This is a genomic window from Lichenifustis flavocetrariae, assembly GCF_026130545.1.
Taxonomy (GTDB): domain Bacteria; phylum Pseudomonadota; class Alphaproteobacteria; order Rhizobiales; family Beijerinckiaceae; genus Lichenihabitans; species Lichenihabitans flavocetrariae.
This window is the reverse complement of record NZ_JAMOIM010000003.1, coordinates 392,751-406,641: the sequence shown is the minus strand read 5'-3', so window position 1 is coordinate 406,641 and position 13,891 is coordinate 392,751. Positions and strand designations below refer to the sequence as shown.

Sequence of the window (13,891 nt, the reverse complement as noted above, 5' to 3'; positions counted from 1 at the left end):
CCTCACCCAGGTGAGCGCGCCGACGGATGCCGAGCTCGCATTCCGTAGGGCGGTCGACCTCCAGCCTGACCTTGCCCGCGGTCTATTCGGGAGAATTCATCCTCCCGCTCACGATCGAACGCCGTGACGGAAACGCAGGGGCGCACCTCGCGCTCGCGCTCGATTATGCGGTTTGCGGTAAGATCTGCGTCCCCGTCCATGCCGACCTGTCCGTGAGCGTACCGGCCGGAACCGGCGCGCCATCGGCCGAAGCGCTTGCGCTGGATGCCGCCCGGGCCCTTGTGCCGGAAGGTGCCTCTCGAGCAGGCTTCGTGATCGATACCATACGGACCGAGGCGGCTGAGAATGGTCGCAGGCTATCGCTGGTGGTCCGTAGCCCGGAAAAGCCCTTCGACCATCCGGACCTCTTCGTCGGGAGCGCGAGCCTGGGGCTCCCGGCGCCGCCCGCGGTCGTTCTCAGCGGTGACAAGAAAACCGCGGATCTCTCGCTGAGCCTGCCCGACGATGCCGGCCACCACGCCATGCTGACCCTTGTCGATGCCGGGAGGGCCGCAGAGATCCCCTTCGATCTCCCGATCACCGGCGGAACGACCGGATTCGCAGACCTCATCGTCATCATGGCCATCGGGCTCCTCGGGGGATTGATCCTCAACGTCATGCCCTGCGTCCTGCCGGTACTTGCCATCAAGCTGTCGAGCGTCCTCCGTCATGCGGACGAGCGGCGCTCCGACATCCGCGTCGGGTTCCTGGCTACGGCTGGCGGCGTGGTGACGTCGTTCCTCGCCCTTGCAGTCGGGCTCATCGGGTTGAAGGCGGCCGGGGCGCAGGTCGGCTGGGGCGTTCAGTTCCAGCAACCGTGGTTCCTGGCCACGCTCGCGGTCGTGACGACTTTGTTCGCGGTGAGTTTGTTCGACTGGCTCCCCATCGGCCTACCTCCGCTTCCGGGTCGGCTGCCGGGACCGATCGGCGATATGCGCATGTGCGAGCCTTTCTGGCCGACGTCACCTCCACGCTCCTCGCCACACCTTGCTCGGCGCCGTTCGTGGGGACGGCCGTCGGCTTCGCCCTGGCCAGGGGACCGTTGGACATCATGGCTGTCTTCTTCAGCCTCGGGATAGGCATGGCGCTGCCTTTCCTGCTTGTGGCCGCGGTACCCGGCATCGTCGCCTGGCTGCCTCGGCCCAGGGCCTGGATGCTCTACGTCCGTTACGCTTCGGGCGTCCTGCTCCTCGGCACGGCCGCGTGGCTATTGCTGCTGCTGAGCGCCGATCTGAGCCTGAAAGCTACCGGCTCCATCGGCCTCCTTCTCTCCGGCTTGGTACTGCTCCGCTTCCTCGTGGCGCGGCGTCCGATGTTCAAAAGGTCCGGAGCGATTGCGACGTCGGTGCTGGCATCGGGTGTGATGTTCATCGCCGGGATCGCACCCTCTCCACCCGGCCACGGAGGCACCGCCGATTGGGCGGTCTTCGATCCGGCCTCCATCAACGATGCGGTCGCGGCAGGGCGAACGGTTTTGGTCGACGTGACGGCGACCTGGTGCCTTACCTGCAAGCTCAATGAGCTTTCAACCCTGGATCGGAAGGTGGTGCAAAACCGCCCGACCGATTCCGGAACGCTGCTGATGCGCGCCGACTGGAGCCACCCCAATGCCGGGGTGACTGCCTATCTCAGGAGCTTCAGCCGGTTCGGCATCCCATTCGGCATCGTTTATGGCCCTGGGCGGCGGAACGGCATGCCGCTTCCCGAACTACTGACCCCCGGCCTCCTGATGGCGGCGCTGGATGACGCCCAACCATTGCGCGCAGCCCGCGATGCTGCCGCCAGACACGTCGAGCGTGAGCTCTCGCGGCATCGCGGCGATGAGCGGGCCGTACCTGTGCTCGCCGCCCAAGGCGAGTACAGGGATCGTCAGCGGGGTCTTCTTCCATTTGAGGGGCGTTGACCTGTTTGGTCGGGAAGGCGCGATACCGCTCCAAGCCGCCACGCGTGTTGCCGGGCTGAGCGAGGGCCCGCGCGAACACCTCCATGTCCTCGAAGGAATGCGCGCCGTGATCGAAGCCGTGATCGGCGATGGAGGTGGAAACGTAGTCGTATTCGCGGCCGAAGATCAGCCGTTCGGGCAGATCGCGTTTCAGGTGGAAGGCGAAATGCCAGTTCCGTGGATCGGCGAAGTTCGTGTCCCACTCGCTCCAACCCGGCATCGAGCAGTCGAGGAGGGTCAGGTGGGTGACAGCATCGCGCCGGGTGCAGGCGAGCGCCAGGGCGACCATGGCCCCGATGTCGTGGTCGCAGACGGCGTAATGTCGGAATCCGAGGCTCGTCATCGCGCCATGCACATCCGCCGCGAGTTTGGCCTTGTACCCACCTTGCGGGCTGTCGGAATGGCCGGCGCCGCGCAGGTCGACCGCGACCACGGTGTGGTGCCGTGCGAGCAACTGCATCATCTTACGCCACTCCCATCAGGTCTGCGGAAAGCCATGCAGCAGGACGAGCGGCGGCCCTTCGCCGCCGATCACCGCATGGATGTTGACGTCGTCGACACGCACCAAGCGGTGTCGGAACCCCTCAATGGTCTGGCTCATCTTGCGTCCTATCCTGTGTTCGTGATTGCTATGCGGGTCATGCCGTCGCCGGGGTGGATGGCTCGGCGAGAAAGTTTTGGATCGCGACCCCCAGTTCGGCCGGCCATTCCTCTGCCGGATAGTGCCCGCAGCGCTTGATCAGCACGTCGCGGACATCGCGCGCCACCCGGCGGATCGTGCTTGCCGAGGCGACAGCGTATCCGCCTGCCGCGCCGACCGCGAGGACCGGCACGGGGGAGCAGCGTCCGTCCCCAGGCGAGGGTGTCGTCGCGATCGACCGGAAGGGCGTGGTGATAGCCGAAGGAGCACCGCCGCACGCCGGGTCGCCAAGGCCTGGGCGGAATGCGCGATGTCGGCCGCGCTGACGGCGTCGGGATCGAACAGGCCGACCGTCTCGCGCCGCATAGGCATAGGCGATGTGTCCCTTGAGATCATGGCCGACCAGGGTGACACGGGGCAGGCCGACCGCCTTCACCAGACCCTGCAGACACCGGGCGACCGTCTTCTTGTCGAAGCCGCGCTCGGGCTTCGACGAATGACCGAAACCCGGCAGGTCGGGGGCCACGACGTCGAACGCCCGCGCGAGGAGGGGCGCGACAAGGCGTCACGCGAAGGAGGTCTGGGGCCAGGCGCGCCATGGCTTACCCGGGAGCCGGATTGAGAACTTGTCGGCAGGATGCCGCCCGTGACAGCTCGAATCGCTGGTATCCGCGGCTCAGTTCAGTACGGCACCGCCGTCGACGTAGATCTGCTGGCCGGTGATGAAGCTGCTCTCGTCGCTGGCCAGGAAAGCCACGATCCCGGTCAGGTCGTCGGGCACGCCGACACGGGGGATGAATTTGGTTCGCGCTTTCATCTCCAGGCGCTCGCGCGGAATGGCGCCGGTGTCCGTCTGGCCGGGATGCACCATGTTCACGGTCACACCGTCCTTGCCGAGTTCCTTGGCGACGCAGCGCATCAAGCCGGTCAGGGCGGCTTTGGAGGCCGCATAATGGGTGAAGTCGGCTAAGGCTTCCCCCGGGGCGGTCGAGCCGATGAAGATGATCCGGCCGCACTTCTGGCTCATCATGGGCGCCGCAACCGCCGACGCGCAGTTGAATGCGCCCTCAGCGTTTACCTGGAATGCCAGTTGCCAATCTTCGCTAGAAACGGACCAGAACGGGCCGCGTTCAAAATCCTTCCAGATGCCGGCGTTGTTGACCAGAATATCCACGCGTCCGAAGCGTGACAGGACGGCGGCGACCATGGCATCGACCGACGGGCGCTTCGTTACGTCCGCAACGAGGCCGACGCAGACGGCTGAAGGCTGTTGCGCCATAACGGACGAGACCGCTGCATCGAGGTCTTCGGATCGGAGATCCGTCAGCACCACGTGGGCGCCTGCCCGGCAAAGCCGCTCGGCGATGGCGAGACCGATTCCCCGCGCAGCCCCGGTAACGATCGCCACTCTGTCCGTAAGGTTCATGGAAGTCCTCTCCTACAATGGACCCGACAGCGGACCAGGCATGGCAAGCGGAAGCAACGGCGTTTCGTGCTTGCGTGATCGTGCAGCAATACCTCATCGCGGAAGCCCGTCACTGCGGCGGCGCGGGCGCGGCCCTCGCCTCGCCGCAGGACTTCGGCAAGCGACAAGCCTCTGCGACGGAATCGCACCCCCGGAGCGCTTGACTTCGGCTATAAACATACAGATTGTACATATATTGAAACGCTGTCCCGTCAAGGTCGATCGGCAAGAGAGAGCGATTGCGATGAACGTTCACCACATGATCCAGCCTGCAGAAGCGGCCGCCGATGACCGGCCTCTGCGGACCGGTGCGGAATTTCTCGACGGTCTCAAGCGCTCGAAACGGACCATTTTCGTGAATGGGGAGCGGGTGTCCGACCCGACGAGGCACCAGGCCTTCAGTGGCGCCGCCCGCTCGATCGCCAGGCTCTTCGACTATGCGGCGGCGCCGGAAAACCGTGAGGTCATGACCTTCACGGCACCCGAGACCGGAGCTCCCGTGTGGCGTTGCTGGCAAATCCCGCGAAGCCACGACGACCTTCGCGCGAAGCGGGTGGCCGCCGAGCGTTGGGCCGAGCAGACCTTCGGCTTGATGGGGCGCACGCCGGACCACGTGTCGAACTTTTTCGCGGGCTTCGCGGCCAAGCCGCAGCTTTTCGAGGCGGGCGGCAAGGGTTTCGGCGCGAACGTCACGAATTTCTACAAGTTCGCCCGCGACAACCACCTTTACCTCGCCTATGCGATCGTGCCGCCGCAGATCGATCGCAGCAAGCCGGCCCATCAGCAATCCGATCCAACGCTCTATGCCGGTGTGACCCGGGAGACCGATGCGGGGATCTACATTTCCGGTGGGCAGCAGCTCGCCACGGGCGCGGTCTTCGCCGACTACCTGCATCTCAGCTGCATCCATCCGTTGAAGCCAGGTGACGAGGCGCATGCCTTCAGCGCCGTGATCCCGATGGAGGCCGAAGGATTGAAGCTCTACAGCCGCCGCGCTTTTCCGATGGTGGCGAATTCTGCCGAGGACTATCCGCTGACCTCGCGCTTCGATGAGACCGATTCGTTCATCGTGCTTGAAGACGTATTCGTCCCTTGGGAACATGTCTTCGCCTACCGCAACCTCGCGGTGACGTTCGATCAGTGGTGGAAGACGCCGTCGCACAGTTACGGCAACCATCAGGCGCAGGTGCGCTTCGCGACCAAGCTGCGCTTCCTGTCCGGCATCGCCAAGCGATTGAACGAAGCGACAGGAAACGACAAGGCGCCGCCCGTGATGGTGGAGATGGGCGAACTCGCGGCCTATGCGTCGATCGTCGAAAATATGCTCTACGCCCACGAGATGGTGGGACCGATCGACGAGGACGGGATCGTCTGGCCGTCGAAGCCCGCGCTCTACAGCGTGATGGCGCTGCAATCCCAAATCAACCCGCACATGATCGACATCGTCCGCGAGCTGTCCGGCGCGGCCATGATCTCGCTCCCGTCCTCGACCGCCGATTTCGACAACCCTGAGACGGCAGCGGACATCGCACGCTACTTCCAGTCGCCCGAAATCGGCGCTCGTGATCGTGTCCGGCTGATGCGCCTGGCCTGGGATTTCATCGGGTCGGAATTCGGCAGCCGCCACCAGCAATATGAGAAGTTCTACGGCGGGGCGTCGTTTCTGGTTAAGATGAACATGTTCCGCTCCTACGACTTCAAACGGGCCACCACTATGGTGGACCAAGCCTTGTCCATCCTCCCGGCCTGACGCGGCATGGCGGGGTCTTCGCCGTTGCCCGGAGGTGGCAAGGTCCCGGCAGGCTGGCTCGCGGGCCTGAAGGCAGAGGGCGGCCGGGACGGCTGCCGCGCGACGGCGGCGTCGGCGCTCGGCGTGGGGGTCGGTCTGCTCGGTCTGCCGTTGCTCACCATCGGCCTCTTCATGGCGCCGCTGCACCAGGAGTTCGGCTGGTCGCGAGCGCAGATCGCCGGTGCCTCGACCTGCATCAACCTGGCGACGATTTGTGCCGCTCCGTTCGTCGGCCGGCTCTGCGACCGTGTTGGCGTGCGGCCGGTTGCCTTGGCGTCGCTGGCAGCGCTCACAATCGGCTATCTCGCGCTTGCGGCCATGAACGGCTCGCTGCTGGCCTACTACATCACGTGGCTTCTCATGGCGGGCGGTGGTGTGGGCACCAGCGGTATCGTCTGGACGCGCGCGGTCGGCACGTTCTTCGAGCGATATCGAGGCCGGGCGCTGGGTCTTGCCTTGACCGGGACAGCCTTCGCGGCGCTTCTGGCACCGCCCCTCATCGGCGCCATCATCGCGAGCCTTGGTTGGCGGGTCGGCTATGCCGCGCTCGGTGCCGTCACGCTTGCAACCATTCCGATCACCGTGCTGTTCTTCGGCGAGAGACGCGAAGTCGGCGTTCGGTTGGGGCGGTTGAATGGCCACTCCGGCGTCGAACTTGGCGAGGCTGTGCGAAGCCGCGCCTTCTGGGTCATCGGCATGAGCGTCTTCTTTGCCGTCCTGGGGATGGGGTCCTACCTGGTCCACTTCGTGCCGCTCGCGATCGACCTCGGCGTTTCGCCGGGAACGGCACGCGGCCTGTTCGCGGTGATCGGCCTGTCCATGCTCTTCGGGCGGGTGGCGGTTGGGACCCTGCTCGACCGATTGAACCCGACCCGCTTGTCGGCCGTCACGCTGGCGGTGCCCGCGCTGGCTAGCCTTCTGCTGGCGTCTCATGCGGTCCAGCCGCTGGGCGCGATGACGGTGGCGGCCATTATCCTGGGACTGTCGGCCGGGGCCGAGGTCGACATCCTTTCCTTCCTGGTAGCGCGGTACTTCGGCCTGCGGGCCTACGGCGCCATCTATGGCTGCGAATTGATGTTCTTCGCGGCAGGAAGCGGCATCGGCGGTTTGCTGACAGGCGCCGTCCGGGACGCCGTCGGTTCCTACGAGCCGGCCCTGATCGGAGGCGTGGCCGTTTTCACTCTTGCCGGACTCACGATCCTGCTGCTGGACGTCCTGGCGCAGCCTGTCCGGGCGGCTCGGGAAGCGTGACGCAGCCGATCGCGGCCCGGTTGTTGAGCCCTTGGCACCATCGGCAGCAATATGGTCGATCGGCAGCCTGAACAAGGGCGCACAATGCCCACTCTTTTTGCTTTTCAACACTGGAGGAATGCGATTAGCTACAACTTGTAACTAAGATCGCTGGCCGCGGACCCGACCGGGAGCGCGCCGATCCTTCCGCAACCCGTTGAGTCACCCGCGGAGGGTCGACGAGCCTTACCGGACACACGCCGGGTCGACAGCGGCCGCCCGCAGCACCGTCACAGGGGACTCAAGGATGGCTAGACAGGTCACGGCGCGCCACAGCCGGTTTTTAATGGCGTTCGTTTGCGGTTTCTTGGCTATCGCCCCCCTGGCGCACGCCGACGAGGTCACACCTCAGACCAAGGGCAAGAAAGTCGCGCTGATGATTGCGACTTTGCAGGATTACTACATGGCGCTGCTGAACAGGCTCGCCCTCGCACGCGCCAAGGACTTCGGGCTGGAGGTCACGACCTTTACGACACCTTACGACCCGGCCCTGCAGGCGACGCAGATCGATCAGGCGATCGCCCAGAAATTCGACATGATCGCCATTATCGCGATGTCCGAACATGCCGTCGTTCCCGCCCTGCAACGAGCGAAACAGGCCGGAATCCCGGTCGTCATGTTCGTGGCGCCGCCGAAGCCCGGCAGCGAGTCCCTTTTTGCCTCTTTCGTGGGCGAGGACAATGTCGCGATGGGCCGCCTGAGCGGGCAGGCGATCCTCGACGGCCTCAAGGCCGGAGGCAAAGACGGAGGCAAGGTGGCCCTCGTCACAGGGTTGTTGGCCGAAGGCCTCGCACCGCGCCGGGTCCAAGGCATCAAGGAGGTGCTGGCGACCAACAAGAACGTTCAGATCGTCGCGACAGAAGACGCCAAGTGGGATCCGGTGCTGACCGAGAAGATCGCCGGCCAGTTGTATGGCCGCTTCGCTGGCCAGGGTGGTCTCGATGCGATCTACGGCATGGCCGACAACATGGCGACGGCCGAGATTCAGGCCGCGGAGGCCGCGAACATTCCGGTGGGCGTCGGCCCCGGCAAGCTCCTGGTGGTCGGGGGCGACTGCTTCAAGGAAGGTATCGAGGCGATCAAGGCCGGCAAGATGTATGCGACCGCGACGCAGATCCCAACCTGGGAAGCAGCTCATACCATGGAAGTCGTGGCTGATTACTTCAATGGGAAGCCGCTTGCCAAATACGATTACTACCCGATCGAGTCTGTGACCAAGGACAACCTGGCCAAGTGGGAAGCTCGCTGCACCTTCTGACGCCACGGGTCGACACGCGGAAACAATAGTCCGTCCCCATGCGGTGGGACGGCCAGGCGCGGAAACGCCGAGGAGACTGACATGGCCGATACATCCAGCGAACCCCGCATCTGGGACGAATTTCTGACCGAACGCGACAAGCAGGTCTTCGCAGCGTCGGGCTACGGCGCGCGGGGCGGATTCGGCGAGCGCCCGGCGCTGCTGATCATCGACGTCAATTACGGCTTCGTCGGTGACAAGCCCGAGCCGATCCTCGAATCCGTCAAGCGCTGGATGAATTCCTGCGGCGACGAGGGTTGGGAAGCGGTAGCGGCCATCAAGACGCTGCTGACGGCTGCGCGGGCCAAGGGTGTCCCGGTGATCTACACCTCTGGCGTCCGGCGCAGCGACGCTTGGGATCAGGGGGCCTGGGCCTACAAGAACAGCCGAGTCAACAAGGACTATCTCGGCCTCGCGCCTGCCACCCTGCGTAGCAACATCATCGTTCCCGACATCGCGCCCGGCCCGCAGGACCTCGTGATCGGCAAGCAGAAGCCGAGCGCATTCCACGGCACGCCGCTGATGGACTATCTCGTCCATCTGAAATGCGACAGCGTGCTCGTGACCGGCACGACGACGTCTGGCTGCGTGCGCGCCACGGTCGTGGACGCCTTCAGCTCCAACTACCGGGTGACGGTGGTCGAGGACGGCTGCGCCGACCGCTCGCAGGCGTCCCATGCCGTCAATCTGTGCGACATGAATGCGAAATATGCCGATGTGGTGGCGAGCCCAGAGGTGATCGCCTACATCAACGGCCTTCCGAACGGCCTCTTCGATCTCCCCAAGGGGGATGCATCCGCCGGCCGCGTGTTCGCGCCGGATCAGCCTGCTTCCAAGATCGCGGCGGAGTAGAGGTATGGCCGACAGCGATATGGTGGGGCTGTTCCGCAAGGAACTCGAGCTCTGCAAGGTGAAAGCCGGCGAACGGATCGGCATCCTATCCGAGGATCAAATCCGGGCCGACTACGCCGCGGCCTTCCTGGTCGCGGCCGAGGAACTCGGCGCCGACCCGTTCCACGTCAACATCCGGAAGCGGCCCGGCAGCTTCTTCGGTCCGGGCAATTCGCTTCGGGGCCGGCAGGCCGCCATCGACGCGCTGAAGGGCGCCGACATGGTGATCGATCTCATCGGGCTGCTCTGGTCGAACGAGCAGACCGAGATCACGAACGCGGGCCCGCGCATGCTGCTGGTTCTCGAGCCGGTCGAGGTCTTGTCGCGGATGCTGCCCTCAGCGGAGAGCCGGCGTCGCGTGGAGGCGGCGAGCCGCGTGCTGAAAGGCGCCCGGAGCATGCATATCACCTCGCGGGGCGGCACGGACGTGACCTACCGGCTGGGCAACATGCGCACCATCAGCCAATACGGCTACACGGACGAGCCGGGCCGCTGGGACGCGTGGCCCGGCGCTTTCGTGTGGACGGGCGCGGACAACGACGGGGTGGACGGCACGGTGGTGATCGATGCCGGCGACATGCTGCTGCCGTTCCGCCGCTACGCGTCTTCGCCGATCGCCCTGACGATCAAGGCGGGCTACATCACCGACATTCAGGGCGGCGGGACCGAAGGCCTGATGATGCGCGACATCATGCGGAGTTTCAACGACCCGAAGGCCTATGCGGTGTCCCATATCGGGTGGGGGCTCGACGAGAAGGCCGACTGGAGCTTCATCGGCACGCATCCGGCTTCGCCGCTCAGTCAGGGGCAGGACGGACGGGCCTTCTACGGCAACGTCATGTTCTCGACAGGGCCGAATACCGAGATCGGCGGCACAAACCACACCGACTGCCACCTCGACATTCCTTTGCGCAATTGTTCGCTGTTCCTCGATGGCGAGCCGATCGTGAAGCATGGCGTGGTGCTGCCCGATGCGATGCGTGTCCCCGGCCGCTGACGGCGGACGGGCCGGGCGCCGGCCCATCGGATGGCGGGCCGGGACCGAAGGTCAGGACGAGAGCAGGAAGGGCTGCATGACCGCGAGAAAGTCCTCAAGATTGTCCCAGGGGATCATATGACCGGCCTCGACCGGGATCGCCTTGCCGTGGGGCAGCAGGGCCGCGATCTCGGCGGCCTCTTCGGCCGGCACGACCTTGGCCTTCGCGGCATGGACCAACAGGGTCGGGCATTCCAGGCGCGGAAAGTCGGGGAAGATGTCTTCCGTATGGAAGCTCCGGTGGCTCTCCGTGACGGCCTCGACCGTGCAGGTTGGCAGCCATTCGAGGCGCAGTGCGATCTGCTCGTCGGTCCAGGTCGGCGTGAAGGCTCGGAAGGCTTCGACGCTTGCGCCGCGGGACGCGGCCTCGATAGCGGTCAGGTAGGATTGCAGCGGTGTCGGATAGGGTGCGCGTCCAGGTCCGGACAGCGGGGGATCGACCAGCACCAGCTTGGACGCGAGACCCGGTTGCGTCGCGGCGAGCCGGGCGGCGATGCGGGCGCCCATGGAATGGCCGATCACGATGGGGTGTTCGATCGGGAGCGCGTTGATCAGGCCGTGGATGTCACGGGCGTAGTCGTTCAAACCGTACCCGAGGCCCGGCCGGTTTTCGGAGAGGCCACGCCCGCGGATGTCGGGCACCACGACGCGATGCGTCTGTGCGAGGCGCTCGGCCACGAAAGCCCAGGTCGCCGCCGGGCTCGTGATGCCGGGCAGGAGCACGATCGGGGCGCCGCGCAGGCCGGTGCTGAAATCGAGATAGTGCAACCGGATGCCGTTGGCGATGCAATGGGCGCTTCGTGGCTGCATGTTTTCACCGTGTCAGGGATAAATATATTTTTAGATAGTAGATCACATGTAATAAATGATCAAGCGTGATTTCCTGTTCAATTAGTCACAATATAGTATTTATACGGGAATGGTTGTGTTGTTTATATTGCATGTGCGTGAATTGGTGACGAGTATAGCATCTACAACCGCGATGAAGGTGTGAGTTGTCAGCGATCCTGTCCGTAGACCGCATCTCCAAAAGCTTCGGCGCCGTGGCGGCCTTGCAGGACGTGTCGCTGACGTTGCAGGCTGGCGAGATCCGCGCCTTGTGCGGGGAGAACGGCGCCGGCAAGAGCACCTTGGTCAAGATCCTGATGGGGATCGAGCGGCCCGACACCGGCAGCATCGCAATCGACGGCACGTCGGTCGCCATCCGCTCCCCATCGCAGGCCCAGGCTCTCGGGCTGGCCCAGGTCGCCCAGGAGCTCAGCGTCATCCCGAGCCTGTCGGTGCTGGACAATATCTGGCTGGGTAGCGCCCAGGTTCCGCTGCTTCACCGGCGTCGCGCTTTCCGCCAGCGCGCGCAGGACGCGCTCGCCCGGATCGGCGCCGGCCATTACGACCTCGACCGTCAGGCCGGTACCCTCAGCATCGGCGAATGCCAGATGGTCGAGATCGCGCGGCTGATGGTGCGAGACGCGCGGGTCCTCATCCTCGACGAGCCGACCGCGACCCTGTCCGACACCGAGATCGAGGCCATCTTCGCCGCCGTCCGGGCTCTCAAGGCCGAAGGGCGGTCGATCATCTACATCACGCACAGGATGGGCGAGGTCTTCAGCCTTTGCGACAGCGTCAGCGTGTTCAGGAACGGCCGTCACATCGTGACGAAGCCCGTCGATGACGTGGATCGTGCGGGCCTCATCGAAATGATGCTCGGCCGCTCCTTCGAGGACATGTATCTGTGTCGACAGCAGGGTGCCACCGGCCGCCCGGCGCTCGCCGTCGAAAACCTCGGCGTGCCCGGCGTCGTGCATGGATTCTCTATGACGGTGCCTCGCGGGCGCCTCGTCTGCATCGCCGGCCAGGTCGGCTCGGGCGCCCATACCGTGCTGCGCGCGCTGGCCGGCCTTGAGCTCGCGACGGGGCGGGTCTCGGTGGACGATCGGCCGTTGCGGCTCAACTCGGCTCCGCGCGCCCGTGCACAGGGGATCCACTTCATCTCGGAGAACCGCGCTGCGGAAGGGATCTTCGGTCGCATGAGCGTGGCCGACAACGTGATCGCGACGCGGCTTCCGGCCGCCTCGCGCCTCGGCCTGCTCTCCTGGCCCCGGCTTCGGCGAGAGGCGGCGCGGCTGATCCGGGACGCCGGGGTCGACGAGCGGCGGCTCGGGTCGATGATCGGCGATCTCAGCGGCGGCAACCAGCAGAAGATCCTGTTCGGCCGGGCGATCGGTCAGACCCCCGGCGTGCTGCTGATGAACGAGCCGACGCGTGGCGTCGACGTCGGTGCCCGGGCCGAGATCTACCGGCTGATGCGGTCCTTCTGCGAGCAGGGGTTCGGGCTCGTGATGACTTCGACCGACCTCGAGGAGATCGTCGGCGTGGCCGACATCGTCCTGACCATCTACCGCGGCCGATTGATCGGCCGCTACGAAAAGGAGGCGATCACCATGAACGCGATCCTCACCGACATCACCCATCCGCCGGCTCTTACACGCAACGGCATCAACGAGGCGGCCGCGGCGTCATGAGCCAGTCTGGCACCATCACGGCTCCCGCCGCCGCAGGCGGCACGCGGCCCGGCGTCCGTTGGGGAAGCCTCGCAATGCTGGTCCTGCGGAGCGTCTTCCTGGTCGCCCTGTTCGGCATCGCGCTCGCCTCGCCGGGCTTTCTCAGCACCGCGAACCTCATGGCGATGATGACCTCGGCCGCCTTCGTGGGCTGCGTCGCCATCGGGATGACGCTGATCACGGTGGGCGGCAACATCATGTCGTTCAGCTTGGGCGCGACAGTGTCGGCCACCACGCTTGTCTTCGTGGGGGCCTTGCTGGCGTGGGGCATCTTGCCGGCCATCCTGGTCTCGCTGCTGTTCGGCATGCTGGTGGCCCTGGCGCAGGGGCTCGTCATCGGCTGGTTCGGCGCCAACCCGATCGTGGTGAGCATCGCGGCCTTCGCGCTCATCATCGGCATCGCGCCCTGGAGCACGGCCGGCACCTCGCTGTTTCTGCCTGCCGGTGCGGGCCAGGAGGTGCTGCGCGGCAAGCTGCTTGGCCTGCCGATTGAGTTTATCCTCCTGATCGGGCTTGCCGTGCTGGGTCAGTTCCTCCTGTCCTTCACGGTGTTCGGGCGCAACCTGCTGATGGTGGGGAGCAGCCGCTGGGCCGCCGAGGCGGCAGGCATCCGGGCTTGGCGCACGGTCGCGGGGTCGTACCTGTGGGCCGGCCTCTTCGCGGCCGTGGCCGGCATGCTGCTCGCCTCCCGCTACAGCAAAGGCAACATGGATTATGGTGCGACCTTCGACTACGACGCCATTACGGCCGTGATCGTCGGCGGGACCGCGATCCAGGGCGGACGCGGCTCCATCCTCCGCACCATGATCGGCGTGCTGGTCATCGAGGTCACGCGCGTGGTCCTGCTCCTCAACGGCTTCCGGCAGGAATGGCAGTACCTCATCTCCGGGGTGATCATCCTGTCGGTGATCCTGCTGCAGACCACTGTCGCCCGGAAGTGA

The 13,891-nt window shown here is 65.4% G+C and carries 12 protein-coding genes and 2 pseudogenes; 9 read left to right on the top strand and 5 right to left on the bottom strand.

Going from position 1 to position 13,891, the window contains the following annotated elements:
• The first annotated feature begins 26 nt into the window (after window positions 1-26).
• The gene (locus M8523_RS07435; protein WP_282584201.1) at window positions 27-1,118 is read left to right on the top strand and encodes a cytochrome c biogenesis protein CcdA; all 1,092 of its coding nucleotides are present in this window, start codon (window positions 27-29) and stop codon (window positions 1,116-1,118) included.
• Window positions 1,040-1,705: pseudogene (locus M8523_RS07430) on the top strand (thioredoxin family protein); the annotation flags it as partial. The gene M8523_RS07435 and the pseudogene M8523_RS07430, both read left to right, overlap by 79 nt.
• Here M8523_RS07430 and M8523_RS36570 read toward each other — a convergent pair.
• The 4 genes and pseudogenes from M8523_RS36570 to M8523_RS07410 form a co-directional block, all read right to left on the bottom strand.
• A complete protein-coding gene (locus M8523_RS36570) occupies window positions 1,677-2,441 on the bottom strand; it encodes an alpha/beta fold hydrolase (RefSeq protein ID WP_345894230.1) in 765 nt (254 codons plus the stop codon). The pseudogene M8523_RS07430 and the gene M8523_RS36570 sit on opposite strands and share 29 nt — an antisense overlap.
• A gap of 18 nt (window positions 2,442-2,459) precedes the next feature.
• The gene (locus tag M8523_RS07420; protein ID WP_282584199.1) at window positions 2,460-2,582 is read right to left on the bottom strand and encodes an alpha/beta fold hydrolase; all 123 of its coding nucleotides are present in this window, start codon (window positions 2,580-2,582) and stop codon (window positions 2,460-2,462) included.
• Between the two features lie 37 nt (window positions 2,583-2,619).
• Window positions 2,620-3,168: pseudogene (locus M8523_RS07415) on the bottom strand (alpha/beta fold hydrolase); the annotation flags it as partial.
• A 129-nt stretch (window positions 3,169-3,297) separates the two neighbouring features.
• Window positions 3,298-4,047 carry an SDR family NAD(P)-dependent oxidoreductase gene (locus M8523_RS07410; protein ID WP_282584198.1) on the bottom strand — a complete coding sequence of 250 codons (750 nt, stop codon included), beginning with the start codon at window positions 4,045-4,047 and terminating at the stop codon, window positions 3,298-3,300.
• A 298-nt stretch (window positions 4,048-4,345) separates the two neighbouring features.
• Between M8523_RS07410 and M8523_RS07405 the strand changes: the two genes are divergently transcribed.
• The 5 genes from M8523_RS07405 to M8523_RS07385 all read left to right on the top strand — a co-directional run bounded on the left by M8523_RS07405 (window position 4,346) and on the right by M8523_RS07385 (window position 10,350).
• Complete coding sequence (locus M8523_RS07405) at window positions 4,346-5,836, top strand: 4-hydroxyphenylacetate 3-hydroxylase family protein (RefSeq protein WP_282584197.1); 1,491 nt, start codon at window positions 4,346-4,348, stop codon at window positions 5,834-5,836.
• Window positions 5,837-5,842: 6 nt separating this feature from the next.
• Window positions 5,843-7,126, top strand: coding sequence for an MFS transporter (locus tag M8523_RS07400; protein WP_282584196.1), 1,284 nt, complete (start codon window positions 5,843-5,845; stop codon window positions 7,124-7,126).
• 286 nt (window positions 7,127-7,412) lie between these two features.
• Window positions 7,413-8,423: a sugar ABC transporter substrate-binding protein gene (locus tag M8523_RS07395; protein ID WP_282584195.1), complete on the top strand. Its 1,011-nt coding sequence runs from the start codon at window positions 7,413-7,415 to the stop codon at window positions 8,421-8,423.
• Between the two features lie 81 nt (window positions 8,424-8,504).
• On the top strand, window positions 8,505-9,314 hold the full coding sequence (locus tag M8523_RS07390) for an isochorismatase family protein (RefSeq protein WP_282584194.1): 810 nt from the start codon (window positions 8,505-8,507) through the stop codon (window positions 9,312-9,314).
• A 4-nt stretch (window positions 9,315-9,318) separates the two neighbouring features.
• Window positions 9,319-10,350 carry a 2,5-dihydroxypyridine 5,6-dioxygenase NicX family protein gene (locus M8523_RS07385; RefSeq protein WP_282584193.1) on the top strand — a complete coding sequence of 344 codons (1,032 nt, stop codon included), beginning with the start codon at window positions 9,319-9,321 and terminating at the stop codon, window positions 10,348-10,350.
• A 51-nt stretch (window positions 10,351-10,401) separates the two neighbouring features.
• Here M8523_RS07385 and M8523_RS07380 read toward each other — a convergent pair whose 3' ends face one another.
• On the bottom strand, window positions 10,402-11,199 hold the full coding sequence (locus M8523_RS07380; RefSeq protein WP_282584192.1) for an alpha/beta fold hydrolase: 798 nt from the start codon (window positions 11,197-11,199) through the stop codon (window positions 10,402-10,404).
• Window positions 11,200-11,384: 185 nt separating this feature from the next.
• Between M8523_RS07380 and M8523_RS07375 the strand changes: the two genes are divergently transcribed.
• Complete coding sequence (locus tag M8523_RS07375; RefSeq protein WP_282584191.1) at window positions 11,385-12,911, top strand: sugar ABC transporter ATP-binding protein; 1,527 nt, start codon at window positions 11,385-11,387, stop codon at window positions 12,909-12,911.
• Window positions 12,908-13,891, top strand: a complete 984-nt coding sequence (locus M8523_RS07370) for an ABC transporter permease (protein WP_282584190.1) — start codon at window positions 12,908-12,910, stop codon at window positions 13,889-13,891. Before M8523_RS07375 ends, M8523_RS07370 begins: the two co-directional genes overlap by 4 nt.

What these genes read in the sequence shown, in the direction of transcription:
- M8523_RS07370 (WP_282584190.1), top strand. Translation starts at nt 12,908, where the DNA reads ATGAGCCAGTCTGGCACCATCACGGCTCCCGCCGCCGCAGGCGGCACG.
- M8523_RS07395 (WP_282584195.1), top strand. Translation starts at nt 7,413, where the DNA reads ATGGCTAGACAGGTCACGGCGCGCCACAGCCGGTTTTTAATGGCGTTC.
- M8523_RS07385 (WP_282584193.1), top strand. Translation starts at nt 9,319, where the DNA reads ATGGCCGACAGCGATATGGTGGGGCTGTTCCGCAAGGAACTCGAGCTC.
- M8523_RS36570 (WP_345894230.1), bottom strand. Translation starts at nt 2,441, where the DNA reads ATGCAGTTGCTCGCACGGCACCACACCGTGGTCGCGGTCGACCTGCGC.
- M8523_RS07405 (WP_282584197.1), top strand. Translation starts at nt 4,346, where the DNA reads ATGATCCAGCCTGCAGAAGCGGCCGCCGATGACCGGCCTCTGCGGACC.
- M8523_RS07420 (WP_282584199.1), bottom strand. Translation starts at nt 2,582, where the DNA reads ATGAGCCAGACCATTGAGGGGTTCCGACACCGCTTGGTGCGTGTCGAC.
- M8523_RS07435 (WP_282584201.1), top strand. Translation starts at nt 27, where the DNA reads ATGCCGAGCTCGCATTCCGTAGGGCGGTCGACCTCCAGCCTGACCTTG.
- M8523_RS07390 (WP_282584194.1), top strand. Translation starts at nt 8,505, where the DNA reads ATGGCCGATACATCCAGCGAACCCCGCATCTGGGACGAATTTCTGACC.
- M8523_RS07380 (WP_282584192.1), bottom strand. Translation starts at nt 11,199, where the DNA reads ATGCAGCCACGAAGCGCCCATTGCATCGCCAACGGCATCCGGTTGCAC.
- M8523_RS07400 (WP_282584196.1), top strand. Translation starts at nt 5,843, where the DNA reads ATGGCGGGGTCTTCGCCGTTGCCCGGAGGTGGCAAGGTCCCGGCAGGC.
- M8523_RS07410 (WP_282584198.1), bottom strand. Translation starts at nt 4,047, where the DNA reads ATGAACCTTACGGACAGAGTGGCGATCGTTACCGGGGCTGCGCGGGGA.